25 protein-coding genes and 1 pseudogene are annotated in these 22,852 nt (G+C 73.8%); 12 read left to right on the forward strand and 14 right to left on the reverse strand.

The features are described 5' to 3' along the window. Window positions 1-3: 3 nt before the first annotated feature. Together BGP03_RS29500 and BGP03_RS29505 are read right to left on the reverse strand one after the other, a co-directional pair. Window positions 4-252, reverse strand: coding sequence for a hypothetical protein (locus BGP03_RS29500; protein ID WP_298798218.1), 249 nt, complete (start codon window positions 250-252; stop codon window positions 4-6). 58 nt (window positions 253-310) lie between these two features. Continuing rightward, window positions 311-460: pseudogene (locus tag BGP03_RS29505) on the reverse strand (hypothetical protein); the annotation flags it as partial. 41 nt (window positions 461-501) lie between these two features. Here BGP03_RS29505 and BGP03_RS29510 point away from each other — a divergent pair. Together BGP03_RS29510 and BGP03_RS29515 are read left to right on the forward strand one after the other, a co-directional pair. After that, window positions 502-1,035 carry a PadR family transcriptional regulator gene (locus BGP03_RS29510; protein WP_296372352.1) on the forward strand — a complete coding sequence of 178 codons (534 nt, stop codon included), beginning with the start codon at window positions 502-504 and terminating at the stop codon, window positions 1,033-1,035. Between the two features lie 113 nt (window positions 1,036-1,148). Continuing rightward, complete coding sequence (locus tag BGP03_RS29515) at window positions 1,149-1,361, forward strand: hypothetical protein (RefSeq protein ID WP_296372350.1); 213 nt, start codon at window positions 1,149-1,151, stop codon at window positions 1,359-1,361. Here BGP03_RS29515 and BGP03_RS29520 read toward each other — a convergent pair. Continuing rightward, a complete protein-coding gene (locus tag BGP03_RS29520; protein WP_296372348.1) occupies window positions 1,322-1,522 on the reverse strand; it encodes a hypothetical protein in 201 nt (66 codons plus the stop codon). The two genes, BGP03_RS29515 and BGP03_RS29520, sit on opposite strands and share 40 nt — an antisense overlap. A 96-nt stretch (window positions 1,523-1,618) precedes the next feature. Between BGP03_RS29520 and BGP03_RS29525 the strand changes: the two genes are divergently transcribed. Continuing rightward, window positions 1,619-2,602 carry a hypothetical protein gene (locus tag BGP03_RS29525; protein ID WP_296372346.1) on the forward strand — a complete coding sequence of 328 codons (984 nt, stop codon included), beginning with the start codon at window positions 1,619-1,621 and terminating at the stop codon, window positions 2,600-2,602. Between the two features lie 256 nt (window positions 2,603-2,858). Here the strand turns inward: BGP03_RS29525 and BGP03_RS29530 are convergent, their stop codons facing one another. Next, entirely contained in the window at window positions 2,859-3,608 is a 750-nt protein-coding gene (locus BGP03_RS29530) for an HAD-IIA family hydrolase (protein ID WP_298798214.1), read from the reverse strand. Window positions 3,609-3,666: 58 nt separating this feature from the next. Between BGP03_RS29530 and BGP03_RS29535 the strand changes: the two genes are divergently transcribed. Together BGP03_RS29535 and BGP03_RS36110 are read left to right on the forward strand one after the other, a co-directional pair. After that, window positions 3,667-3,885 (forward strand): hypothetical protein, encoded by a 219-nt coding sequence (locus BGP03_RS29535; RefSeq protein WP_298798190.1) that lies wholly within the window; start codon window positions 3,667-3,669, stop codon window positions 3,883-3,885. A 75-nt stretch (window positions 3,886-3,960) separates the two neighbouring features. Continuing rightward, window positions 3,961-4,086 carry a hypothetical protein gene (locus tag BGP03_RS36110; RefSeq protein WP_363094716.1) on the forward strand — a complete coding sequence of 42 codons (126 nt, stop codon included), beginning with the start codon at window positions 3,961-3,963 and terminating at the stop codon, window positions 4,084-4,086. 375 nt (window positions 4,087-4,461) lie between these two features. Here BGP03_RS36110 and BGP03_RS29545 read toward each other — a convergent pair whose 3' ends face one another. Beyond that, entirely contained in the window at window positions 4,462-5,292 is an 831-nt protein-coding gene (locus tag BGP03_RS29545; protein WP_298798187.1) for a DNA-formamidopyrimidine glycosylase family protein, read from the reverse strand. A gap of 37 nt (window positions 5,293-5,329) precedes the next feature. Next, window positions 5,330-5,803, reverse strand: coding sequence for a ribose-5-phosphate isomerase (locus BGP03_RS29550; RefSeq protein ID WP_298798185.1), 474 nt, complete (start codon window positions 5,801-5,803; stop codon window positions 5,330-5,332). Window positions 5,804-5,830: 27 nt separating this feature from the next. On the opposite strand from BGP03_RS29550, the gene BGP03_RS29555 reads away from it, so the two are divergent. Further along, window positions 5,831-6,487, forward strand: coding sequence for a DUF429 domain-containing protein (locus BGP03_RS29555; RefSeq protein WP_299738290.1), 657 nt, complete (start codon window positions 5,831-5,833; stop codon window positions 6,485-6,487). Window positions 6,488-6,498: 11 nt separating this feature from the next. Here the strand turns inward: BGP03_RS29555 and BGP03_RS29560 are convergent, their stop codons facing one another. The 4 genes from BGP03_RS29560 to BGP03_RS29575 all read right to left on the reverse strand — a co-directional run bounded on the left by BGP03_RS29560 (window position 6,499) and on the right by BGP03_RS29575 (window position 10,455). Beyond that, complete coding sequence (locus BGP03_RS29560) at window positions 6,499-7,071, reverse strand: DUF937 domain-containing protein (protein WP_296372334.1); 573 nt, start codon at window positions 7,069-7,071, stop codon at window positions 6,499-6,501. A gap of 153 nt (window positions 7,072-7,224) precedes the next feature. After that, window positions 7,225-8,457 carry an AI-2E family transporter gene (locus tag BGP03_RS29565; protein WP_296372332.1) on the reverse strand — a complete coding sequence of 411 codons (1,233 nt, stop codon included), beginning with the start codon at window positions 8,455-8,457 and terminating at the stop codon, window positions 7,225-7,227. Window positions 8,458-8,564: 107 nt separating this feature from the next. Further along, window positions 8,565-9,791, reverse strand: a complete 1,227-nt coding sequence (locus tag BGP03_RS29570; protein WP_298798183.1) for an amidohydrolase — start codon at window positions 9,789-9,791, stop codon at window positions 8,565-8,567. Window positions 9,792-9,810: 19 nt separating this feature from the next. Next, window positions 9,811-10,455 carry a M50 family metallopeptidase gene (locus BGP03_RS29575; RefSeq protein ID WP_296372328.1) on the reverse strand — a complete coding sequence of 215 codons (645 nt, stop codon included), beginning with the start codon at window positions 10,453-10,455 and terminating at the stop codon, window positions 9,811-9,813. A gap of 162 nt (window positions 10,456-10,617) precedes the next feature. Here BGP03_RS29575 and BGP03_RS29580 point away from each other — a divergent pair, with 162 nt between their 5' ends. Next, window positions 10,618-12,402 carry an ABC transporter ATP-binding protein gene (locus BGP03_RS29580; RefSeq protein WP_299738316.1) on the forward strand — a complete coding sequence of 595 codons (1,785 nt, stop codon included), beginning with the start codon at window positions 10,618-10,620 and terminating at the stop codon, window positions 12,400-12,402. A 23-nt stretch (window positions 12,403-12,425) separates the two neighbouring features. Here the strand turns inward: BGP03_RS29580 and BGP03_RS29585 are convergent, their stop codons facing one another. Further along, on the reverse strand, window positions 12,426-13,628 hold the full coding sequence (locus BGP03_RS29585) for an FAD-binding oxidoreductase (RefSeq protein ID WP_296372326.1): 1,203 nt from the start codon (window positions 13,626-13,628) through the stop codon (window positions 12,426-12,428). 69 nt (window positions 13,629-13,697) lie between these two features. On the opposite strand from BGP03_RS29585, the gene BGP03_RS29590 reads away from it, so the two are divergent. Then, a complete protein-coding gene (locus tag BGP03_RS29590; protein ID WP_298798209.1) occupies window positions 13,698-14,687 on the forward strand; it encodes a YafY family protein in 990 nt (329 codons plus the stop codon). A gap of 22 nt (window positions 14,688-14,709) precedes the next feature. Here BGP03_RS29590 and BGP03_RS29595 read toward each other — a convergent pair whose 3' ends face one another. The 3 genes from BGP03_RS29595 to BGP03_RS29605 all read right to left on the reverse strand — a co-directional run bounded on the left by BGP03_RS29595 (window position 14,710) and on the right by BGP03_RS29605 (window position 18,266). Continuing rightward, window positions 14,710-15,729 carry an amidohydrolase family protein gene (locus BGP03_RS29595; protein ID WP_296372324.1) on the reverse strand — a complete coding sequence of 340 codons (1,020 nt, stop codon included), beginning with the start codon at window positions 15,727-15,729 and terminating at the stop codon, window positions 14,710-14,712. 218 nt (window positions 15,730-15,947) lie between these two features. Then, a complete protein-coding gene (locus BGP03_RS29600) occupies window positions 15,948-16,667 on the reverse strand; it encodes an FCD domain-containing protein (RefSeq protein ID WP_296372322.1) in 720 nt (239 codons plus the stop codon). Window positions 16,668-16,697: 30 nt separating this feature from the next. Further along, window positions 16,698-18,266 carry an NAD(P)/FAD-dependent oxidoreductase gene (locus tag BGP03_RS29605; protein WP_298798179.1) on the reverse strand — a complete coding sequence of 523 codons (1,569 nt, stop codon included), beginning with the start codon at window positions 18,264-18,266 and terminating at the stop codon, window positions 16,698-16,700. A 24-nt stretch (window positions 18,267-18,290) separates the two neighbouring features. Here BGP03_RS29605 and BGP03_RS29610 point away from each other — a divergent pair, with 24 nt between their 5' ends. From BGP03_RS29610 to BGP03_RS29625, 4 genes are all read left to right on the forward strand, one after another. Beyond that, a complete protein-coding gene (locus tag BGP03_RS29610; protein ID WP_296372319.1) occupies window positions 18,291-18,599 on the forward strand; it encodes a hypothetical protein in 309 nt (102 codons plus the stop codon). Between the two features lie 46 nt (window positions 18,600-18,645). After that, complete coding sequence (locus tag BGP03_RS29615; protein WP_298798177.1) at window positions 18,646-19,416, forward strand: MBL fold metallo-hydrolase; 771 nt, start codon at window positions 18,646-18,648, stop codon at window positions 19,414-19,416. A gap of 32 nt (window positions 19,417-19,448) precedes the next feature. Next, window positions 19,449-20,093 (forward strand): TenA family protein, encoded by a 645-nt coding sequence (locus BGP03_RS29620; RefSeq protein WP_298798175.1) that lies wholly within the window; start codon window positions 19,449-19,451, stop codon window positions 20,091-20,093. Window positions 20,094-20,232: 139 nt separating this feature from the next. Beyond that, window positions 20,233-22,845 (forward strand): carboxylate--amine ligase/circularly permuted type 2 ATP-grasp protein, encoded by a 2,613-nt coding sequence (locus BGP03_RS29625; protein WP_298798173.1) that lies wholly within the window; start codon window positions 20,233-20,235, stop codon window positions 22,843-22,845. The last annotated feature ends 7 nt before the right edge of the window (window positions 22,846-22,852 follow it).

Genomic DNA, 22,852 nt, shown 5'->3' on the forward strand with positions numbered 1-22,852 from the left:
AGGTCAGGTGCGGCGCGATCGGTGAGTAGCCGAAGAAGCGCAGGTCCGGCCGCCGTGCTCGAGCACGTGGGTGTTGGCCGAGACGGCGGCCCGGTCGACGGTGCCGTCGGGGCGGACGAAGGGGTGCCCGGCCAGCTCGCCGCGCACCCAGCGGCGGTACCACTCCGCGCGGCCGTCGCGCAGCCGCACCGTCTTGCTGCCCCCCGAGGGGCCGCCATCCGATGGCCCGGCCGGGACAGGAGCCGTGATCATGGCCGGTGAACCAGTGCCCCGGGTCCGCCCCGGGGAGCGGGTTGGGCCCGTTGCGCAGGTAGCGGCCGGTGAGCTCGGGAGGCAGCGCGCCCTCGACTGGCAGGTCGACGGTGTCGATCTCGTCGGGGACGGGGGCGAGGTGGCCGGCGAGGCAGGTCGCCGCCGGGGGCGTGGTCATGGCCCGACAATGACCGGCGGTATTTAACATGTCAAGAATGACATGTTGTCAGTGACATGTAACCTGGGTCCATGTCGCTGTCCCACGCCCTGCTCGGCCTCCTCGCCGTCGCCCCCGCCAGCGGGTACGAGCTCACGAAGGAGTTCGAGCAGGAGATCGGCCGCTACGCCTGGCAGGCCGGGCACACCAGCATCTACCCCGAGCTGGGCAAGCTCGCCGCGCGCGGGCTCGTGCACGTCACGCACGAGGGGGCGCGCGGCGCGAAGACCTACGACGTCACCGACGAGGGGCGCGAGGAGCTGCGGTCCTGGCTGCTGCAGCCACCGAACCCGACGGCCACGGTGCGCAACGAGCAGGTCCTGCGCATGTTCCTGCTCTCCGCGCTGGAGCCGGCCGACCAGCGGTTGATGCTCACCCGCATCGCCGAGCACACCGGTCGGGCCGCCACCGAACTGCGCGCGGTGGTCGCCACCGAGACCCCCGGCGGTGGGCCGCGGGCCGGGTTCGGCCGGCTGGCGGGCGAGTTCGGCATCCGTCAGTACGAGGCCGTGCACGAGTGGGCGCTCTGGGCGCTGGACCACATCGCCGAGGACGGGCAGGCCTGACGGTCGAAGGGGTGCGCCCGATCGGAGCAACTTCGCTGTGCGCGCGAACCGTCACCCATCGTCAACTCGTAGAAGGGGAGGGTCGGGGCCCGCAGCGTCAGAGGAGACCGACCGTGGCGGATGATCTGTACACCGGGTGCGCCGAACAGTTGGCGGTGTCACCCGTGCTCGTGGAGGCACTCCTGCACGACCACCACCCGGACGCCGAGGGATGGTGCAGCGGCCACTCCGCCCGCACGGAGCAGCATCCGTGCTCGATCCGGCGACTGGCCGAGATGGCGCGGAACTACGCCGCGGAGCGGCCTGCGGCGCGCCCCCAGATCTGACCGGGGCCCGGGATGGCCGTGTCCCAGCGGAGCCACTCGGCCATCGCGTGGCCGCAGTCCGGGCAGGGCATCTCGAACCCGGTGAGGTCTCCGCCCGCGAGCTCGGCGTCGACGCCACACCCCTGGCAGACCCACCAGCCGACCGTGCTTGTCGTCCTCATGGCACCACGGTAAATCACACCCCTGTCATTTTCTCGTCGACGCTGGCGAGAAAACTGCGTCTCCCCTGCTTACGGCCGGTGTGCGACGCTCCAGGGATGGGTGGTGACGCGGCGGGACCGGAACCGGATCCGTGGGCGCCGGGGACGGCGGACAATCCGTACACGAGCCCGGCCCGGCGGCTCGCCGAGGCGCAGCTCGCCGATCCCGACGCCACCTGGTCGATGGGCCCCGCCGGCGTCGCCGTGCGGTTCGGGCGCCATTCCGACGAGCCGGTCGTCCGCGGCCCGGGCACCGCCGTCACCGACCGCGGCGGCATCCGGATCGTGCTGCCCGACGAGACCGTCGCCATCGCCTACGAGACGCCCTCGACCGTCGACCCCCTGCGCTGGGACCACGCCGTGGCGTTCTGCCTCCCGGCCCGGACAGCCGGTCGCACCGCCCGCGACGTCATCGGCGAGCTGGGACCCGACACCGGCGCCCTGCGGCCGGCGGACGCCACCGCCGTGCTGTTCGACCTGGGCGTGGCGGGGGACTTCGCCGAGCTCGCGGTCCGCACGTCCGACCCGTCCGCGCTGGCCGCCCTGCGTGCCGCGTGCGGCTCCACCGCCACCGACGCCGCCGACGCCCTCACCCCCGTCGTGACCAGCGACGCCGTCGCGCGGGTGGCCCGGACCGTCGCGGGCCGCATCGAGGCGGGCACGCCGTTGCGCACCCCGCTCGCCGAGCTCAGGACCGGCCCCGCCCTCCCGGCCACCGCCCCGGTTCCCGACGGCTGGGTGCCGTGCGCCGTCCTCGTCCCCGCCCACCCGGCCATGGACCGGACCGGTCGTCCGACCCCGTTCGACCACGAGAAGCACCAGGCCTTCCAGGCCCTGCTCGCCGCGCACGGCGACCCGGTGCTGGGCGTGCTCAAGGCCGACGTGATCCACCGGATCCGGAACGGCCTCGGGCCGGACGACGCGTGGCTGGCCCATCACCCGGGCGCTCCCGGCGCGGTGGCGGTCGCCGTCCGGCAGCTCGCGCTCACCGACGGCACGTCGGGGACGCTCACCACATGGCGTAGCCGCTTCGGCGTCTGAGCCCGTTCCGACCGGCTGCCGTCCCTGGTGACCGAACAACGTGCACCACGCCCCGTAACGGCGGGCCGTCCCCGGGCGAGCAAGGGGGCGGGGGACAGGAGAGCGCTATCAGCGGCTCCGGTGAGGAGTCGTCCGGTCGTTGGGCCGCACTCACCGGGCGGTCAGCGCTCACCCCGCTCCCCGGCCGGTCACCCCCTCCTCGACCGGCCCCGGACCCACGCCGCCAGTGCCCGTCGGCGTGGGTCCGGCGCGGGCCTCAGATGTCGTCCACCAGATCGGCGATGGACGCCACCACGCGGTGCGGCCGATAGGGGAACCGCTCGATCTCGTCGGCCGTCATGATCCCCGTCAGCACCAGCACCGTGCGCATGCCGGCCTCGAGGCCCGCGACGATGTCGGTGTCCATCCGGTCGCCGATCATCACCGTGGTCTCCGAGTGCGCCTGCAGCCGGTTGAGCGCCGCGCGCATCATCAGCGGGTTGGGCTTGCCCACGTAGTAGGGCTCCACGCCGGTGGCGCGCGTCATCAGGGCGGCCACCGCGCCGGTGGCGGGCAGCACCCCGTCGGCGGACGGGCCCGTCGGGTCGGGGTTGGTGGCCACGAACCGCGCGCCCGTCCGGATCAGCCGGATCGCGGTGGTGACGGCCTCGAAGCTGTAGGTGCGGGTCTCCCCCAGCACCACGTAGTCCGGGGCGTTGTCGGTGAGGACGTAGCCGATCTCGTGCAACGCCGTGGTCAACCCCGCCTCCCCCACCACGTAGGCGCTGCCGTTGGGGCGCTGGTCGTCGAGGAAGGTGGCGGTGGCCAGCGCCGAGGTCCAGATCGCCTCCTCCGGCAGGTCGATGCCGCTGGTGCGGAGCCGGAACTGCAGGTCCCGCGGCGTGTAGATGGAGTTGTTGGTCAGGACGAGGAACGGTCGGCCGGTGTCGCGCAGCTTCGCGACGAAGGCGTCCGCGCCGGGGATCATCCGGCCCTCGTGGACGAGCACGCCGTCCATGTCGGTCATCCAGCACTCGATCGGCTTCGGCTCTGCCACGCGGGGCACGATACGGAACGGTGGAGCCGTGGGCACATTCGTGCTGATCATCGTGGTGCTGGCCATCGCGGCCGGCGTCGTGTGGCTGGTCCGGCAGCACCGGGCCTGCAGCGCCCGGGAGCTCGACGACGCCCGCCACTGGGTGGAACGCCTCGGCGGCGCGGACGGCGATGGGCACGGACCCGCGGCCCGACCTGCCCCCGCTGTGGGGTCAGCAACAGGCCGGAGCCGTGACGGAGTCCCGTGACGTCGAGGTGGAGGGGCCCGCCTACAGCGCGTCCCCGACCCGTCGGGGCGCACGAGCCACCACCACCCGGGCGGGATGGTGGCGGGACAGCCGGTGCCGCGAGGCTGGTACTCGCAGCCGTGGTGGCGCCCGGCGCTGCTGTTCAGCACGATGCCGGGAGTGGCCGACGCCTACGCCGACGGGGGCGGGTTCGGGGACTGAGTGCGCCTGCGGCGCCCGTGCGTGGACAACAGTGTTCCCGCCCTGATTTCCGCGCACGACCCCCGCTGGCCACGACGTCGCCACACATGACCGCCGCGCACGTCGCCAGGGGTCGGCGCGGACCGCACGGGAGCGCCCTCGCCGGGGCGAGAACGTGCGACGCGCGGTGATCTTCCGGTGTGCCGCCTCGCAGTGATCGCCGCCTGCCGTACCTTCCGGCCCTCCCCTCCCCGGGGCTCTGCCGTGCGGTGGATCGCGATCTTCCGGTGGTAACCGGGAGCACTGATGATCGGGGCACCGCTCGCGGTGCGGCGGCTCGCCTGATGGCGTGCCAGCAAAGTGGCTTTGCTGTCATCTGGTGCCAGCAAAGTGGCTCTACTGACGTTCGGTCCGGGCCACCGCCGGCTGGCACGTCGGGCACCAGAAGAGGTTGCGCGCCAGGTGCTTGTCGTGCGCGATCGGCGTACCGCAGACGATGCACGGCTCCCCCGTGCGCCGGTAGGCGTAGACCTTGCGGGCGCACAGCGCCCCCCGGTCCGCCGGCTTCAGGAGCGTCGGGTCGTGCTCGGGGCGCAACGTCTCGATCTTGCCCTGCCGGACGCCGTCCTGGAGCAGGTCGACGAGGTCGAGCCACAGCTCGTCCCACTGCTTGCGCCCCAAGGCCTTCCCCGGCAGCTGCGGGTCGAGGCCGTGGCGGAACAGCGCCTCCGCGCGGTAGACGTTGCCGACCCCGGCGATCACCTTCTGGTCCATCAGCAGCGTCGCGAGCGGCGCGCGGGAGCGGGAGATGCGGGCCCAGGCGCGGTCGGGGTCGGCGTCCTTGCGCAGCGGGTCCTCCCCCAGCCGCGCGTGGATCGCCTCCGCCTCGTGGTCGGTGATCAGCTCGCACGCGGTGGGGCCGCGCAGGTCGGCGTAGTGCGTGGGCCCGACCATCCGCAGGCGCACCAGCCCCCGGGGCTCCGCGACGGGGTGCTTGACGTCGCTGAACTTGCCGTACAGGCCCAGGTGGATGTGCACCACCAGGTCGGGGCCGTAGTGGTGGAACAGGTGCTTGCCGTGCGCCTCGGCGCGCTCCAGCACCCGGCCGTCGACGATCTCGGCGCTGGTGGCGAAGCGCCCCTGCGGGCTCGACACCGCCACCTGCCTGTTCGCGTACCGGCGCTGGTGCTGCCGGGCGAGCCGGTGCAGGGTGTGGCCTTCGGGCATGGGATCAAGCCTGCCGTGTCCGGGCGGATCCCGCGCGTCAGGTCGCGGGGAGCGGGGGCGCCTCGTGGGTGGCCTCGTAGGCGTCGAGGATGTCAATGCGGCGCTGGTGGCGCGGCTCGTCGGAGAACGGGGTGGCGACGAACGCGGCGGCGATCTCCGCGGCCTCGTCGAGCGAGTGCATCCGCGCCCCGATGCCCACGACCTGCGCGTTGTTGTGCTGACGGCCGAGCGTGGCCGTCTCGACGCTCCACGCCAGCGCGCAGCGGATGCCGGGCACCTTGTTGGCGGCGATCTGCTCGCCGTTGCCCGAACCACCGATGACGATGCCGAGGCTGCCCGGGTCGGCCAGCACGGCCAGGCCCGTGGCGATGCAGAAGGGCGGGTAGTCGTCCTGGGCGTCGTAGACGGCGGGGCCGACGTCCACGACCTCGTGGCCCAGACTGGCCAGGTGGGTCAGCAGGTGGGTCTTGAGCTCGAAGCCGGCGTGGTCGGAACCGATGTGGACGCGCACGGGACGGAATCCTGCCCTACGCCGGACGTGGCGGGGGTCAACGGGGTTCCCGACGGCTGGGTGGTGGCCCGGGTGCGACCCGGATCCGTGAGGTGGACGGTGTGCCCGGACGTCGCCGCCGTGCTGGTGGCGACGGCCGGCTGTGCCACGGTGGGCGTCGACATCCCGCTCGGGCTGCCCACCGGCGCCGCCCGCCGGGCCTGCGACGATCTCACCGCGCAGCGGCTGGGGCGGGCCCGGTCGTCGGTGTTCCCGGCGCCGCCGCGTGAGGTGCTGGGCGCGGCGTCCCACGCGGAGGCCTGCGCGGTGTCGGCGCGGCTGTGCGGTCGGAAGATCAGCCTGCAGTCGTTCCACATCGGCCCCAAGATCCTCGAGTGGGACGCCGTGGAACTGCCCGCGCACGTCGTCGAGGTGCACCCGGAGCTGGTGATGCGGGCGCTGGCCCCGGAGACGGACTTCGCGCCGAAGAAGTCGGCGCGCGGGGCGGGCCAGCGGATCGCGGCGCTCACACGGTGGGTGGACCCGGCGCTGGCGCTGGCCGATCTGCCGGACGGCGCCCGCCTCGACGACGTGCTCGACGCGCTCGCCGCGAGCTGGTCGGCGGCACGGTGGGCACGCGGGGAGGCCGAGGTCATCGGCGAGGAGGTCGACGACCGGGGCCGCCCGATGCGCGTGGTGCTGTAGGGGTCGTGCGGTTACTTGCGGCCGCCGCCCAGCAGGCCGCCCAGGAGGCTGCCGAGGTCGGGGCCGGCCTGCTGCGCCGCTCCCCCGCCGCCGCCCAGCACGCTGCCCAGCAGCCCGCCGAGCACGTCACCGATACCGCCGCCACCGGCCGCGGGAGCCGCCGGGGCCGCTGCCGCGCCACCGCCGCCCATGAGCTTCGAGGCCAGGTAGGACATGACGATCGGGGCGAGGATGGGCAGCAGCTTCTGGATCAGGTCCTGACCGCCGACGCCGCCGATGGCCCCGAGCTGGTTGACGACCTGGCCCTGGTTGGCGCCGAACACGTGGCCGACGATCTGCTGGCCCACGTTCGTGTCGACCTGGTTGAGGTCCACGCCACCGTTCACCAGCCCGCCGTCGTGCTGCTGCACGGCCTGCGCGAACGACGCGGCGCCGCCCGGGTCGGCGGTGTTGGCCTGGATGCCGCCGAGCAGCGCGGGCAGGGCCTGGCGCGTGGCCTGCTCGGCCGTCTGCGGGTCGACCCCGAGCTGGCCGGCCAGCTGCTGGAGCGGGATCTGGGACAGGATCTCGTCGACTGCACTCATCGTGGTGGACCTCTCTGCGGCCACCCCCTCGGTGGCGACGGGCGCAGCGTAGCGATCCCCGGCGACGAGGTGATCAGCCGCGCTCCCCCGCGACCGTGCTCACCGCTCGCGGTGCGGGCTGCACCGGTGCAGGTCCCGCACCGGGGACGGCGATCACGGCTGCTCGGCACGCCCGGTGTCGGCCGACGGCACCGCGTCGGCCGTTCCCGCGTCGGCCGCTCCCGCACCGGTCGGACCTGCGCCGGCCTGGCCTGCGTCCACTGGTCCCGCGCCGGCCGGGGGCACGTCGTCCGCGGGGACCGGCCCGCCGGCCGCCTCCCCGGCACGCGCGTCGATCAGCTCGCCCAGGTAGCGCAGGACGACCGCCGCGGCGGCCGCGGCCGGCACCGAGAGGAAGGCGCCCGCGATGCCGTAGAGCGTGCTCCCGGCCGTGACGGCCAGCAGCACCACCGCCGAGTGCAACCCGAGGCTGCGGGCCTGCAGGATCGGCTGCAGCACGTTGCCCTCGATCTGCTGCACCGCGAGCACCACCACCAGGATGATGACGGCGGCGGTGAACCCGTTGCTGACCAGCGCCACCAGCACCGCGAGCGCGCCGGCCACGACGGCGCCGACGATCGGGATGAAGCCGCCGAGGAACGTCAGCACGGCCAGCGGCAGCGCCAGGGGCACCCCGACGATCAGCAGCCCGCCGCCGATGAGCACGGCGTCGACGAGGCTAACGATGGCCTGGGTGCGGATGAAGCTGCCCAGCGTCACCCAGATCCGGCGCAGCACCTCGGAGAGGTGCCCGCCCGCACCGTCGCCCGCCACCTTCCGCAGCCACGGCAGGAACCGTGGGCCGTCCTTGATGAACAGGAACACGAGCACCAGCGCGAGCACGAACGTGACCAGGCCCGACGCGATGCCGGAGATCCCCGTCAGCACGCTCGTGGAGATGGTGGAGATGCTCCGCTGGATCTGCGTGGTGATCTGGGTGATCACGTCGTCGAGCTGGCTCTGGCCCAGGTTGAGCGGCGGGCCCTTGAGCCACTGCTGGATGGCCGTGACGGCCCCCGACACGCTCGCCGCGATCTGCGGGATCGCTCCCGACACCGACGCGCCGACCAGCGTGACCAGCCCGCCGACCACCACGAGCGCCCCGATCAGCGACGTCGCGGCGGCCAGCGCGGGCGGGAAGCGGTGGCGGCGCAGCCACGCCGTCGGCGGCCACAGGAGCGTCGCGATGATCACCGCGAGCAGCACCGGGAACACGATCGACCACAGCTGCGCGATGAGCAGCCACAGCACCACGATGCCCGCGCCGGCCGCGATCAGCCGCAGGCTCCAGCGCGCCGTCCACGTCACGCCCTCCCCGATGGCGGTTCCCCGGCCCGTCCTCGTCACGGCGCCAGCATGCCGGTGGTGGCCGTGACGGGCGGAGGCGGGGACCGCACACCCGTCGCGGTGGCCGCACACGTGCCGGGAGGGGTGTACGGCGCGGGGCCGATCGGCTACCGGTCCGCTCCGGCAGACGGCAGCCACTCCTGCGCCGCAGCGACGAGCGCCCGGACGCCCGTCGCCAGCGTCGGTTCCACCACCGGCGCGAACAGGGGCGAGTGGTTGGACGGCAGGCTCGCCACCACGGCGACGAGCTCGTCACGGCTGGTGGCGCCGGCGAACGCGGCCGGGTCGGCCCCGCCCAGCAGCCAGTACACGCACGGGACCCCGGCCGCCGTGGCGAACAGCCCGACGTCCTCGCTGCCGGTGACCAGCCCCGGGTCGACGACCGGCCCGACGGCGCCCAGGGCCGCGGCGGTGCGCGCGGCGGCGTCCTCGTCGTTGACCAGCGGCGGGAACGTGTCGAGCACGGTGATGTCGGGGTCCTCCGCCGCCCCGGACGCGGCCGCCTCGGCCCGCACGATGCGCTCGACGGCGGCGAGGACGCGCGTACGCACGGCCGGGTCGAAGCTGCGCACGGTCAGCCCCAGCTCGGCGTCGTCGGGGATGATGTTCTCCTTCGTGCCCGCGCGCAGCGTGCCCACCGACAGCACGGCCGTCTCGGTGCCGCCCACCTCGCGGGCCACGATCGTCTGCAGCCGCATCACCGTGGCGGCGGCCATGACGATCGGGTCCACCGTGGTCTCCGGGCGGGAGCCGTGGCCGCCGGCACCGTGCAGCGTCACGCGGACGGTGTCGGATCCCGCGAACGCCGGGCCCGGCCGCACCGCGAGGACGCCTGCGGGCAGCGGCGCCACGTGCTGCCCGAGCACGACGTCGGGACGGCCGAAGCGCTCGAACAGCCCGTCGTCGATCATCGCCTGGGCGCCGCCGCCGACCTCCTCGGCCGGCTGGAACACCGCGAGCACCGTGCCCGACCAGGTGTCCCGCCGCGCGAGCAGCGCCTCCACCGCGCCGAGCAGGCACGCGACGTGCACGTCGTGACCGCAGGCGTGGGCGACCGGCACCTCGTGGCCGTCGCGGTCGACGGCGCGGGCGGTGCTCGCGTACTCCAGACCGGTGCGCTCCAGCACCGGCAGCGCGTCCATGTCGGCGCGCAGCAGCACGGTGGGCCCGGCGCCGTTGCGGAGCACGCCGACCACGCCGGTGCCTCCGACGCCCGTGGTGGTCTCGACACCGAGGCTCCGCAGCCGGTCGGCGACGACGCCTGCAGTGCGCGTCTCCTGGAACGACAGCTCGGGATGGGAGTGCAGGTCGCGGTAGAGGTCGGCGAGGCTCACGCCGTCGACCGTAGCCGGATCAGACGCCGACGAGCAGGCGAGCGCCGAACCACAGGCAGACGAGGGCGACGACCCAGAACAGCGCCGCCCAGACGACGCGCGGGATCCAGGTGGCGGCCGAGAGCTGGGCCGTGTCGCTCTTGTCGGCGCCGAGTCCCAGGTTCACCAACGAGCGGACGCCGCCCAGGAGCATCAGCCACACGAGTGCGACGGCCAGCACCGACTGCACCTGGGGCGAGCCCTCGACCGCGACGTAGCCGACCCCCGCCCCGGCCAGCAGCACGATCAACCCCGTGAACAGGCCCTGGGACTTCGCCCACGCCCCCAGCAACAGGATGATCGCCACCCACAGCAGCGACCACGACTTCCCGGCCACCACCAGCGCCGCTCCGGCGAGGCCCGCCAGCGGTGGGGTGAGGTAGCCCGCGGCGAGGACGAGCGGCAGCGTCACCCCCCATTTCAGGACGGCCGTGGTCGAACCGCCGCCCTTGCGCTCGTTCACGAGGAAGTGCTGCGGGTTGCGCCCGGAGAGCACGGCGACGACGAGGTGGCCGCCCTCGTGCGCGACGGTGACGAGCGATCCGACCCACGTGCTGGTGACGGGTACGGCCACCAGCGCCAGCACGACCACGCCGATGACCAGCACGAACGGATCCCCCACCACGCGGCTAGTGTCGCAGGTCACACCAGCCGTCCGCTGGGCCGAACGGCCGCACCTTGACCTCCACCCGGCTTCAACTCCGAGACTGTCGGTGGCCCCCGGCACACTGGGAGCCGGCAGCGAGGGAGTTCGGACATGAGCATGGAGAGTGTGGCCTGGCACGCGATGTACCGCGCCGGCCACGGCCAACCGGAGAAGCGTTCCTTCTCCCGCGCCACGCTGCGCCGCATCGCGGCGTTCGCGCGCCCGCACCGGCGCCGGCTGGCGGCGTTCCTGCTGCTCAGCGTCGTGGGTGCGGTGCTGGCGGTGGCCACGCCGGTGCTGGCCGGGCGCGTCGTCGACGCGATCGTGGCGGGCGGGCCGGTGGGCACCGTGGTGGGCCTCGCCGTGCTCATCGCGGTCATCGCGATCGCCGAGAGCCTGGCGGGCATCGTGCAGCGCTGGCTCTCGTCCAACCTCGGCGAGGGGCTGATCCTCGACCTGCGCGCGGCCGTCTTCGACCACGTGCAGCGCCAGCCCGTCGCGTTCTTCACCCGCACCCGCACGGGAGCGCTGGTCAGCCGGCTCAACAACGACGTCATCGGCGCGCAGCGCGCGTTCAGCGACACGCTCTCGGGCGTCGTCGGCAACGTCGTCACGCTGGTGCTCACGCTCGCGGTGATGCTCACGCTGTCGTGGCAGGTCACGGTGCTCGCGCTGATCCTGCTGCCGATCTTCGTGCTACCTGCGCGCCGGGTCGGGCGCCGGCTCGCCGCGCTGCAGCGGGAGAGCGCCGACCACAACGCGGCCATGGGCAACCAGATGACCGAGCGGTTCTCCGCGCCCGGCGCCACGCTGGTCAAGCTGTTCGGGCGGCCCGCCGACGAGACCGCCGAGTTCGTCACGCGCGCCGCCCGCGTGCGCGACATCGGGGTGCGCACCGCCATGGTGCAGTGGGTCTTCGTCTCGGCGTTGACGCTGGTCTCGGCGCTGGCGCTGGCGCTGGTCTACGGCCTCGGCGGCTACCTCTCGCTCAACGGCGGGCTCAACGCGGGCGACGTCGTGTCGCTGTTCAGCTTCGAGCGCGTCTTCGAGATCCTCGACCTGCCGCCGCTGATCGCCGAGCCCGCCGTCCCGGTCGCCCTGCCCGAGGGGCCGCTGTCGGTGGAGCTCGACGGCGTCCGGTTCGCCTATCCCTCGGCCGACAAGGTCTCGCTCGCGTCCCTGGAGGAGGTGGCCCAGCTCGACGCGCGGGGCGGCGAGGAGGTGCTCCACGACGTGTCGCTGCGGGCCGAGCCGGGTCAGCTGATCGCGCTGGTCGGGTCGTCGGGGGCGGGGAAGTCCACGATCGCCCAGCTGCTGCCGCGCCTCTACGACGTCGACGAGGGCTCGGTGCGCATCGGCGGGGTCGACGTCCGCGACCTGTCGTTCGACACGATCCGTGGCGCGCTCGGCCTCGTCACGCAGGACGGGCACCTGTTCCACGAGTCGCTGCGCTCCAACCTGCTGCTCGCCCAGCCCGAGGCGTCGGAGGAGGAGCTGTGGGACGCGCTGCGCCGTGCCCGGCTCGCCGACCTGGTGGCCACACTGCCCGACGGCCTGGAGACGGTGGTCGGTGAGCGCGGGTACCGGCTGTCGGGCGGCGAGCGCCAGCGCCTGACGATCGCGCGCCTGCTGCTCGCGAAGCCGCGGGTGGTGGTGCTCGACGAGGCCACGGCCCACCTCGACTCCACGTCCGAGGCCGCGGTGCAGGAGGCCCTCGGGGAGGCGCTGGCCGGCCGCACGGCGCTGGTCATCGCCCACCGCCTCTCCACCATCCGGGCCGCCGACCGCATCCTCGTGTTGGAGGCCGGGCGCGTGGTGGAGCAGGGCACACACGCCGAGCTGATGGCGAAGGACGGCCGGTACGCGGAGCTGCACCACACCCAGTTCGACCAGCCGGGCGAGGCGGCGCCGCTCCCGGTGGGCTGACCCCCGACCTCGCAGCCCGCCGGTCACGTCGCAGCCCGCCGGCGCGCTGCGACGTGACCATCCGTGCTGCGACGTCCGGCGCAACCCGCCGGGCCGAACACGAAGCTCGGGGAGCGGCCCAGCGTCTGCGTCCGCACCGCCTCCAGCAGCTCCGTGTGCACCGCCGCCACCGCCGCCTCGTCCGTCCCGTCCAGCGGGGAGATCACCCGTAGCAGGAACCGCGCGTCGCGGTGCTCCACCGAGTCCGGCACGGCGGGCGGGCGGGCCAGCGCGCCACCGAGGTGGTTGAGCTGCACCACGCACATCATCGGCGCGTCGGGCCCGGCGATCTCCACCAGCGGCGCCGGGGAGTCGAGGCCGGCGAGCAGGGCGTTGGTGCCGGAGTAGGCGTGCGGCCACGGCGGGTCGTTGTAGATCGACGCCGAGTCGGTGAACGGCATCTCGGCGAGGGTGTCGAGCAGGCGCGGGGCCACGGCGCGCAGCGGTGCCACCAGCCGCTCGCCCTCCTCGGCGTCGCCGGTGTAGACGATGCGGACGTGGGCGACGTAGCGGCCGCCGAGCGGCGCGGGCGCGGCCTCGGGGAACGGGACCAGCCCCACCGACGACGTCATGGCGTCGGGCACGGTGGCTGTCCAGTCGACGTAGGCGGCCAGGACGTCGCGCACGTGCTCGGCCGCGAAGTAGAGGCCGCCGCCGAAGATCCGCGCCACGGGGAACAGGCCGATCTCCATGCCGGTCACCACCCCGACGCCGCGGCCGGCCCCGCGCAGCCGGCGGAACAGCTCGTTGCCCGCCGTGACGTGGTGCAGCTCGCCGTCGGGGGTCACGACGTCGATGTCGCGGACGTGGTCGGTGGCCCAGCCGTACTGCCGCGACAGCAGGCCGAGCCCGCCGCCGAGCGTGTAACCGACCACCCCGACGCCCGGCGACGAGCCGCTCAGCGGAGCGAGCCCGTGCGCGCCGGCCGCCGTCACCACCGCGTCCCAGGTGGTGCCGGCCTGCACGCGCGCGGTGCCGGCCACCGGGTCGACCTCGACGCCGTCGAGCGCGGCGGTGGTGATCAGCACCCCGCCGTCGAGGGGTTCGGTGAGGCCGTGGCCGGTGGTCTGGACGTCGAAGGGCACGCCGTCGGCGGCGGCCCGGCGCACGGCGGCCGTCACGTCGTCGACGGAGGTGGCGGCGACCACGACGGACGGGCGGTGGCGGTAGGCGGTCTGGAAGCTCATGCCGACCACGGTAGGAACCGTTCCGGACAGTATCTGTCCGCAGGACCGGGCATCCTGGTCCTCATGGCGATGCCGGGCCGGATGCTCCAGCTGCTGTCGCTGCTGCAATCACGTCGTGAGTGGTCGGGGACCGAGCTGGCCCAACGGCTCCAGGTCACCGACCGCACGGTCCGCCGCGACGTCGACCGGCTGCGCGAGCTCGGTTACCCCGTCGACGGCACGACGGGCACCGCGGGCGGCTACCGCCTCGCCTCCGGGCGCAACCTGCCGCCGCTGCTGCTCGACGACGAGGAGGCCGTGGCCGTCGCGGTCGGGCTGACCGCCACCGCGGGCACGATCACGGGCATCGAGGAGACGGCCGTGCGCGCGCTCGCGAAGCTGCGCCAGGTCCTCCCGGCGCGGCTGCGGGCCCGGGTGGACGCCATGGCCGCGGCCACCACCGCGGTCGGCCCCGGCAGCCCGAACGGCGCGGACGCCGACGTGCTCGGCGTCCTGGCCACGGCCTGCCGCGACCACGAGCTCGTCGCGTTCGCGTACTCCCGCCGCGACGGCTCGACGAGTCGGCGCCGGGTGGAGCCGCACCGGCTCGTCACCGGGTACGGGCTCTGGTATCTCGTCGCGTTCGACCCCGAGCGGTCGGACTGGCGCACGTTCCGGGCCGATCGCATCACCGCGCCCGCGCCCACCCACGCCCGCTTCACCCCCCGCGAGCCGCCGGCGGACGCCGCCGCGCAGGTCCGCCGCGCGATCGCCGAGGCGCCCTACCGCCACCGCGCGCGGGCCACGGTCGCCGCCCCGGTGGAGCATGTGCGGGCGAAGCTGCCCCGGCTGCTCCCGGCGCGGCTGCAGCCGGTGGACGAGCTCAGCTGCGTCGTCACGTTCGGCACGGACGAGGTGGGGTCGATCGTCACGGACCTGGCGGCACTGGGCGTGCCGTTCGTCCTCGACGAGGCCGACGACGAGCTGCGCGACCGGCTCCGCACGACCGGACGGTGGCTGCTCGACGCGGCTCCGCGCACCGCGCCCGGAACCACCGCCCCGGGGCGGCCGGCGCCGTAGCGCGACGGCGGACGAGGCCGGGTCAGGCCTGCGCACCGACGGGGGCGTCCAGCGCGCACTCGGCCGGCACCGGGATGTCGTAGAGACGCGCGGCGTTGAGACCGAGGATCTTCTTCTTGGTGGCGGTCGTGAGCTTCGCGTAGTCGGTGAACGCGTCGTCGTCGGGCATCTGCCAGTCGACGAAGCCCTCGACCTGCCACTTCGGCACCCAGATGTTGTAGTCCCCGCCGAAGAGCATCTTGTCCTCGCCGACCCAGAACAGCAGCTCGCCCATGACCTTCGCGAAGAACTTCGGGCGGGCGTGCATCAGGCCGCCGATGACCACCGAGAGGCCCGCGTAGACGTTGGGCTCCTGCACGGCCATGAAGCAGAAGTCCTCGATACGCGGCAGGCCCACGTGCTCGACGATGAAGTTGAGCTCCGGGAAGTCGGTGGCCGCGTGGTCGACATCGGCCACGTCGAACGCGTCCTTGTCGAGCGGCCAGATCGTGGGGCCCTTGTGGACGTGCACGTTCTTGATGCCCAGTTCCTGCGTGCGCTCCAGGAAGCGGTAGGCCTCGGGGTCGCTGAGCTTCCAGCCGCGGGACCCGTTGTTCCATTCCGCGGTGTAGAGCTTCACGCCCTTGGCGTCGTACCTCGCGGCCTCGGCCTCGAACGCCCTCATCCCGGCATCGCCGTCACGCGGATCCCAGCGGACGTTGACCGTGAGCTTGTCGGCCCACCGGTCCAGCAGTGCGCCGTTCTGCGCCGCGGTGTTGAAGCCCTCCTCGTACCACTCGGTGAGGTACGTGGACTGGAAGACGGTGTGGTCGACGTGGCCCTCGGTGAAGATGTCGCGCTCGAAGTCCTCGGGCGTGGGCCTGAGGAACTTCTCGTAGTCCCAGTGGGTCTCGGGCGGGCCGAGCTGGTGGTAGCCGTAGAAGCAGTCGATCCAGCCCTTCGCGTACTCCTCGGCCCCCTCGACCCAGTTCTCCCGACCGGCATTCCAGAAGTGACTGTGGGAGTCGACGATGAAGTACTTCTCGCCGTCCTTCTCGTACATGGGGACCCCTCGCATGGCCGTCGATCGCGTCACCGGCCCTCGGTGACGCGACCCATCACATGCGCCGGGCGCCTCGTCCACAAGCGGTGACATTATCGCTGAGCGATAAAACGGATACACTGTTCAGAGCTCACCATCTCGCAGAACTGGCTCTGACCTGTGTATATGCGTGACAGCGCAGGCAATACTTCAGATGTCTGATGTCTGAAGAATCTTGCTCATGTCGAGCGGAAGAGATCGATGATGACGTCGAAGTTCTCGATGGTCGCCCGGGCCGCGGCCACCGCGTCGCCGGCGCTGATGGCGTCGTAGAGCGCCGAGTGCTCGTCGGCGGTGTCCGGGAGGGGCTCCTGGTCCACCAGCGCCGCGAGGGCGTGCGCCAACGGCTCCCGGAACTGGTCGAACAGCTCGAGCAGCAACAGGTTCCCGGTGATCGCGACGACACACCGGTGGAAGGCGGTGTCGGCCTCGACGAACGCCTCGGTCGGCCCCCCGACCGCCCGCTGCCGGCGGTCGAGGGCGTCCTTCAGGGTCCGCACGTCCTCCGGGCGCGCGTTCTCGGCCGCGAGACGCGCCGCTTCCACCTCCAGCGCACGCCGGACCTGGTACACCTCCACGATCCGGGCGCGCCGCACCAGCTGGGGAGTGCCCGCGTGGTGGTCGCGGGTCAGCCCGGTGGCGTCGGGCCGCGGCGGGTCGTCCGCGGCGTAGGTGCCGGCACCCTGGCGGACCACCAGCAACCCGTCCCGGACCAGCAGCTGTATGGCCTCCCGCAGCGACGACCGTCCGACGCCCAGGTCCCGGGCCAGTGCGGACTCGGCGGGCAACCGCTCGCCCGGGCGCCAGCGTCCGTAGGCGAGGTCGTCGCGCAGCGCGTTCTCCACCCGCTGCACCACGCTCTCGTGGCCGAGACGGCGCGGGGGCGGATCGGCGGTCATGGGCGCACAGGGTAGGCGGGCCTCTTCCGCTCAGCCCCGGGCGTCCGCGAGCACGGCCATGGCGGCGTTCCGGCCGTTCACGCCGATCACACTGCCGCCGGGGTGGGTGGCCGCCCCGCACAGGTACAGGCCGGGCACGTCGGTGCGCGGGGCGAAACGGCGGTCCCACATCTGGTCGGGCAGGCAGTCGCCCTGGAAGATGTGGCCCCCGGTGAGCCCGATCCGGGCCTCGACGTCGAGCGGGCCGAGCACCTCGCGGCCGACGATGCAGTCCAGGACGTCCGGGGCGAAGCGGGCCACCTCGGCGAGCGCGGCGTCGCCGATCTCCTCGCGGCGGGTCTCCCACGTGCCCTCGGCCAGCTCGTAGGGCACGTACTGGGCGAAGACGCTCATGATGTGGCCGCCCGCGGGCGTCACCGACGGGTCGTAGTACGACGGGAAGTAGACCTCGGCCCACGACGGCGACGGCCGGCCCGCGCACGCCCGCTCGAACGCGGCCTGGGTCGCGTCGATGCCCGTCGTGATCGTGACCATCGCGCGGTGGGGCAGGTTCGGCTCAGGTGCCGCGGGGAACGTCGGCAGCCTCGACAGCGCACAGTTGATCTTGACGACGGGGCTGGACGACCGCCAGTCGGCGACCCGCCGCGTCCACGCCGCCGGCACGTCGGACGTGCAGAGCGCGGTGGTGCGCCGAGGATCGGCGTTGGACACGACCGTCGTCGCGCGGACCAGCTCGCCCCCGGCCAGCCGCACGCCCACGCCGGGCTCGATCGCCGCCACCTCGACGCCGCAGGCCAGCACCGCGCCGTGCTCGACCGCCGCGTCGGCCAGCGCGAACGACACGCGTCCGGTGCCGCCGCGGACGTACCCCCAGCGGCCGTCGGCCAGGGTGCCCATGGAGTGCATCGCGTGCACGGCGGCGGTGCCGGGGTCGCGCGGCCCGGCCCACGTGCCGATCACGCCCTGCCCGTGCAGCAGCGCGCGCAGCCGCTCGTCGCGCACGTGCTCCTCGACGACGTCGGCGATGGAGCGGTGCAGCAGCACCTCCAGTGCTTCGGGGTCGCCCTTCAGCAGCTCGGCGAGTTCGGCGCGATCCGGGCTCGGACCCACCCAGGTGTCGCGCGCCCGTGTGCGCAGAGCCTGGCGCAGCCGCTCGAACAGCGCCTCGTACGCCAGGTAACCCTCGACGTCGGACGGCGAGATCGCCGCGATCTCGGCCGCGGCCCGGTCGGCGTCCGCCCACGACGCCACCGACGTGCCGTCCTCGAACGGGCACCACAGGCTGGGGTCGAGCAGCACCACGTCGAAGCCGTGGCGCCTGAGGTCCAGCTCGGAGACGACGAGCGGGTGCAGCAGCCCGACGACGTACGCGCACGGGCTGATCAGGTAGCCCGGGAACGGCTCCTCCAGCGTCGCGGCGCCACCGAGCTGCTCCCGCGCCTCCAGCACGAGCACCGAACGGCCGGCGCGGGCGAGGTAGGCGGCGGCGGTCAACCCGTTGTGGCCGCCACCGACCACCACCACGTCCCACCGCCGCGCCGCGATCTCCGACACCGGCATCGGCAGCCCGACCCGGCCCAGCGACTCCTGCACGCTCATGGCCGACGACGCTACCGTCGGCGGATGATCGACGGACCCCGTGCGGAGCACCGGCAACGTGAACACCGGGTACGTCCGGAGTGGGGCGTCCAGGGCGTCGAGCTGCTGGCCCGGGAGTGCTCCGTCGCGGCGCACCTGCCCGACCGCTCCCCCGAGACCGACCTGGCGGTCGCCCGGTTCGCGGCCGCCCGGGCGGGTCTGCGCGCGACGCTCGGAGCGCTGTCCTCGGGCCGCGAGCTGGTGGCCGACGTCGACCTGGCGGCGGCCCACGCCACCAGCACGGCGGTCCCCCGCCTCAGCGCCGGCGGCCTGACCGACGCGCCGGCGAGGTGACCGTGCCGACCCGCCGGGTTCGCCGGTCCGGCCCACGTTGAGCGAGGTGGACGGACGCTGGATGGAGATCGGCGACGGCGTGCTGGCCCGTCGCCACGCCGAGCTCGACCTCACCACCGGCCTCGTGATCGGCTCCGAGCGGGCGCTCGTGATCGACACCCGCGGCGACGCCCGGCAGGGCGCCGAGCTCGCGACGGCCGTCCGGGCCCTGACGCCGCTGCCGCTGGTCGTCGCGATCACGCACGCCCACTTCGACCACTGCTTCGGCACGGCCGCGTTCCTCCCGGCACCGGTGCACGCGCTGCGCCGCTGCCGGGAGGTGCTGGAGGCGACGGCCGCGGCCCAGCGAGCGACGTGGGCCGCCCACTACCGCGGGTGCGGCGATCACGCGACGGCCGACGCCCTCGCCGCCACCGACCCACCCCTGCCCGACGCACCCGCGCCGACCGACCTCGACCTCGGCGGGCGCACCGCGACCCTGAGCCACCTCGGCCGCGGCCACACCGACCACGACCTGGTGGTGCACGTGCCCGACGCGGGCGTGGTGTTCGCGGGCGACCTCGTCGAGCAGGGCGCCCCTCCCGCGTTCGAGGACGCCGTGGTGGCCGACTGGCCCGCGACGCTGACGGCCGTGCTCGCGTCGGAGCCCCGCGTTGTGGTACCGGGCCACGGCGACCCGGTCGACGCGGCGTTCGTGGCGGAGCAGAGGGACCGGCTGGCCGAGGTGGCGGCCCTGCACGACGCCGTGACCAGCGGCGACCTGACGGCCGACGAGGCGGCGGCCCGCTCCCCCTACCCCGGCGTGCCCTGGCCCTGACCCACCCACGGGCCTGCGTAGTGTCGACGCCCGTGATCAGCGACGAGCTCCGCGACCTGAACGCCCCGACCTGGGATGCCGCCGTCGGCCACCGGTTCGTCGACGAGATCTGGCGCGGCGAGCTCGAACCCTCGGTCCTTCGCGCCTACCTCGTGCAGGACCACCAGTTCGTCGACGCGTTCATCGCCCTGATGGGGTCCGCCGTCGCCGGCGCCGGGCGGCCGGAGTCCCGGCTCGTGCACGCCCGCCAGCTCGGGCTGGTGGCCGGCCCCGAGAGCGACTTCTTCACCCGCGCCCTCGACGCCCTCGACGTGCCGCTCACCGACCGCACCGACCCCGCGCTGGCCGGGCCCACCCGCGACTTCCTCGACCTGATGGACTCGGCCCGGAGCAGCGGCGACTACGCCGTCTGCGTCGCCGTGCTGCTCGTGGCCGAGTGGCTCTACCTCGACTGGGCCACCCGCCCCGACGCCGACGCCCCTGACGAGCCGGTCCAGCGGGAGTGGATCGAGCTGCACCGCGGGCCCGCGTTCGAGGCGTGGGTGGGCTTCCTGCGCGACGAGCTCGACTGGGTCGCCCCCCGGCTCGACGACGCCGGTCGCGACCGGGTCCGGAGCGCGTTCACCAGCGCCGTCGAGCTGGAGCTGGCGTTCTTCGACGCCGCCTACCCGCGCTGATCTGCCGACTCGCGCACCCGAAACCGCCGACTCGCGGTGTACGGGGGTGGTCCAGCGGGCACTCTCGTGGGGTGACCCCCCGACCCCGGGTGACCTCCGGGCAAACCGTCCGTGACAACCGCGACCTAGCGTCGTCGGTATGAGCGACCTCCCCCTGCTCGGCGCCGAGGAGGAGTTCCACGTCGTCGACCTCGAGACGCGTCGCTCCGCCCCCGAGGTCGACGCCCTGCTGGCCCAGCTCGACGGCGCCGAGTTCGCCCCGGAGCTGCAGCGATCCCTCGTCGAGACCAACACCCCGGTCTGCGCGGGCCTCGACGAGCTGCGCCAGCACCTGCAACGCCTGCGCGGCACGCTGGAGGGCGTCGCGCAGCCACTGGGGCTGGGGGTGGTCGCGGCCGGCACCGTGCCGCTGGTCGCCCCGACCGGCGACGACATCTCCGCCGGTGCCCGGTACGAGCGGATGCAGCACGAGTACCAGCTGCTGGTGCGCGAGCAGCACATCTGCGGGGCGCAGGTGCACGTCGACGTGCCCGACCGCGACATCGCGGTGCAGGTGGTCCGCCGGGTGGCGCCCTACCTGCCCACGCTGCTGGCGATCTCGGCCAGCTCGCCGTACTGGCGCGGGCGCGACACGGGCTACGCCAGCTACCGCAGCATGGTGTGGTCGCGCTGGCCCACCGCGGGCCCGCCCGGCGACGTCGAGACCGCCGCCGACTACGACGCCATGGTCGCCGAGCTCATCGCGTCCGGGACGATCAGCGACCCCGGGATGGTCTACTTCGACATCCGGCCCAGCGCCCACCTGCCCACCGTCGAGCTGCGGGTGTGCGACGCCTGCCCGCAGGTGGACGACGTGGTGCTCATCGCGGGGCTGTTCCGGGCCCTGGTCGGCCGGGCCCGCGAGGACCTCGACGCCGGGCTCCCCATCCCGGCCCCGCGCCACGAGCTGCTGCGCGCGGCGAGCTGGCGGGCCGCCCGCTCGGGCCTGGAGGGCGACCTCGTCGACCTGAGCCCCGATCCCCGCACGATGCCGCAGCTCGTGTCGCCGCCGCTGCTGGTCGGGCAGCTCGTGGCCTACCTGCGTCCGCAGCTGGAGGAGCTCGGCGACTGGGAGCAGGTGCTGGAGCTCTCGGAGGCCACGATGGCGCGGGGCAGCGCCGCGGCCGGCCAGCGCCGCGCGTTCGGGCGCCGCGGCGAGCTCACCGACGTGGTCGACTCCCTGCTCGCCGTCACCCAGGGCCGCACCCCGGCCTACGAGCCGCACCCGGCCCGGCCCGTGACCTCGGAGCTGCTCGGCGCCTACCACCCGACGTCGTTCGACGAGGCCGTCGACCCGAACGGCACGGTGCTGCCGCACTACGGCTGGATGTTCCGTGCCCTCGACCGGATGGGGCCGCGAGGCATGGTGGCCGCGGAGTCGGTGCTGCGCACCGAGCAGCGCGCCCGCGGCGTCACGTTCCGGGTGGGCGACGAGCCCGACCGGCTCTTCCCGCTCGACCTCGTGCCCCGCATCGTCACCGCCGACGACTGGGCCGGGCTGACGGTGGGACTGACCCAGCGGGTGCGGGCGCTGGAGGCCTTCGTGCGTGACGTCTACGGCGAGCGCCGACATACGTCCTCCCGTGGAGGCGCCGAACAGCACGGCCGGATCGTCGCCGACGGGGTCGTCCCGGTGGCGGTGGTCGACGACGCGCCGGGCTGGAGTCGCCTGGGCAAGCTCGTCCCCGAGGACGCGGTGCGCATCGCGGTGGCCGGCATCGACCTGGTGCGTGACCGCGCCGACCACTGGCTCGTGCTGGAGGACAACCTGCGCGTCCCGTCGGGCATCGGGTACTCGATCACCAGCCGGCGGCTCATCCGCAGCGTCATGCCCGACCTGGAGGCGCCCGCGGGCGTCGTCGGGCTGGAGAGCGTGCCGGGCAAGCTGCGGGCCGCGCTGCTCTCGGCCACCCAGCTCGACGAGCCGGGCCACGACGAGGTCGCCCTGCTCACGGTCGGCCCGAGCGACTCCGCGTTCTACGAGCACAGCCTGCTGGCCGAGCGGATGGGCATCCCGGTGGTCACGCCGCGTGACCTGCAGGTCACCGACGACGGCGTCTACCTGGTGGAGGCGGGCGGGCGACGTCGGCTGTCCGCGCTCTACCGCCGCCTCGACGAGCGCACGCTGCTCACGGCCACCGGCTCCGACCAGCGGCTGATCGGCCGGGCGATGTGCAACGCCGTGGCCCGCGGCAAGGTGGCGCTGCTCAACGCGCTGGGCAACGGCGTGGCCGACGACAAGCTCGTCTACGCCTACGTGCCACAGATGATCTCCTACTACCTCGGTGAGGAACCGGTCCTCGACAACGTGCCGACCTACCCCTGCGTCGACCCGGACCGCCGCGAGGAGGTGCTCGACCGCCTCGACGAGCTCGTCCTCAAGCCCGTCGACGGCTACGGCGGGCAGGGCATCGTCATCGGCCCGCACGCCGAGCGGGGCGAGCTGGACGACGTGGCCGAGGCGATCCGGGTCAACCCGGCGGGCTGGGTGGCGCAGGACCTGGTGAGCCTCTCGACCCACCCGACGTTCTCCGGGGAGAAGCTGGAGCCCCGCGCCGTGGATCTCCGGGCGTTCGTGCTGCAGTCGCGCTGGGGCCCGGAGCCGACGGTGGAGGTGCTGCCCGCGGCCCTGAGCCGGGTGGCCCCGGCCGGCAGCATGATCGTCAACTCGTCGCGGGGTGGTGGGGCGAAGGACACATGGGTTCTGCGCTGAGATGTAC

The sequence above is a fragment of the Pseudonocardia sp. 73-21 genome, from assembly GCF_001899645.1.
GTDB lineage: Bacteria > Actinomycetota > Actinomycetes > Mycobacteriales > Pseudonocardiaceae > Pseudonocardia.

Coding starts and splice junctions, on each gene's coding strand:
- BGP03_RS29500 (WP_298798218.1), bottom strand. CDS start 252: ATGATCACGGCTCCTGTCCCGGCCGGGCCATCGGATGGCGGCCCCTCG.
- BGP03_RS29510 (WP_296372352.1), top strand. CDS start 502: ATGTCGCTGTCCCACGCCCTGCTCGGCCTCCTCGCCGTCGCCCCCGCC.
- BGP03_RS29520 (WP_296372348.1), bottom strand. CDS start 1,522: ATGAGGACGACAAGCACGGTCGGCTGGTGGGTCTGCCAGGGGTGTGGC.
- BGP03_RS29525 (WP_296372346.1), top strand. CDS start 1,619: ATGGGTGGTGACGCGGCGGGACCGGAACCGGATCCGTGGGCGCCGGGG.
- BGP03_RS29530 (WP_298798214.1), bottom strand. CDS start 3,608: ATGACCGACATGGACGGCGTGCTCGTCCACGAGGGCCGGATGATCCCC.
- BGP03_RS36110 (WP_363094716.1), top strand. CDS start 3,961: ATGGTGGCGGGACAGCCGGTGCCGCGAGGCTGGTACTCGCAGCCGTGG.
- BGP03_RS29545 (WP_298798187.1), bottom strand. CDS start 5,292: ATGCCCGAAGGCCACACCCTGCACCGGCTCGCCCGGCAGCACCAGCGC.
- BGP03_RS29560 (WP_296372334.1), bottom strand. CDS start 7,071: ATGAGTGCAGTCGACGAGATCCTGTCCCAGATCCCGCTCCAGCAGCTG.
- BGP03_RS29580 (WP_299738316.1), top strand. CDS start 10,618: ATGTACCGCGCCGGCCACGGCCAACCGGAGAAGCGTTCCTTCTCCCGC.
- BGP03_RS29585 (WP_296372326.1), bottom strand. CDS start 13,628: ATGAGCTTCCAGACCGCCTACCGCCACCGCCCGTCCGTCGTGGTCGCC.
- BGP03_RS29590 (WP_298798209.1), top strand. CDS start 13,698: ATGCCGGGCCGGATGCTCCAGCTGCTGTCGCTGCTGCAATCACGTCGT.
- BGP03_RS29595 (WP_296372324.1), bottom strand. CDS start 15,729: ATGTACGAGAAGGACGGCGAGAAGTACTTCATCGTCGACTCCCACAGT.
- BGP03_RS29600 (WP_296372322.1), bottom strand. CDS start 16,667: ATGACCGCCGATCCGCCCCCGCGCCGTCTCGGCCACGAGAGCGTGGTG.
- BGP03_RS29605 (WP_298798179.1), bottom strand. CDS start 18,266: ATGAGCGTGCAGGAGTCGCTGGGCCGGGTCGGGCTGCCGATGCCGGTG.
- BGP03_RS29610 (WP_296372319.1), top strand. CDS start 18,291: ATGATCGACGGACCCCGTGCGGAGCACCGGCAACGTGAACACCGGGTA.
- BGP03_RS29625 (WP_298798173.1), top strand. CDS start 20,233: ATGAGCGACCTCCCCCTGCTCGGCGCCGAGGAGGAGTTCCACGTCGTC.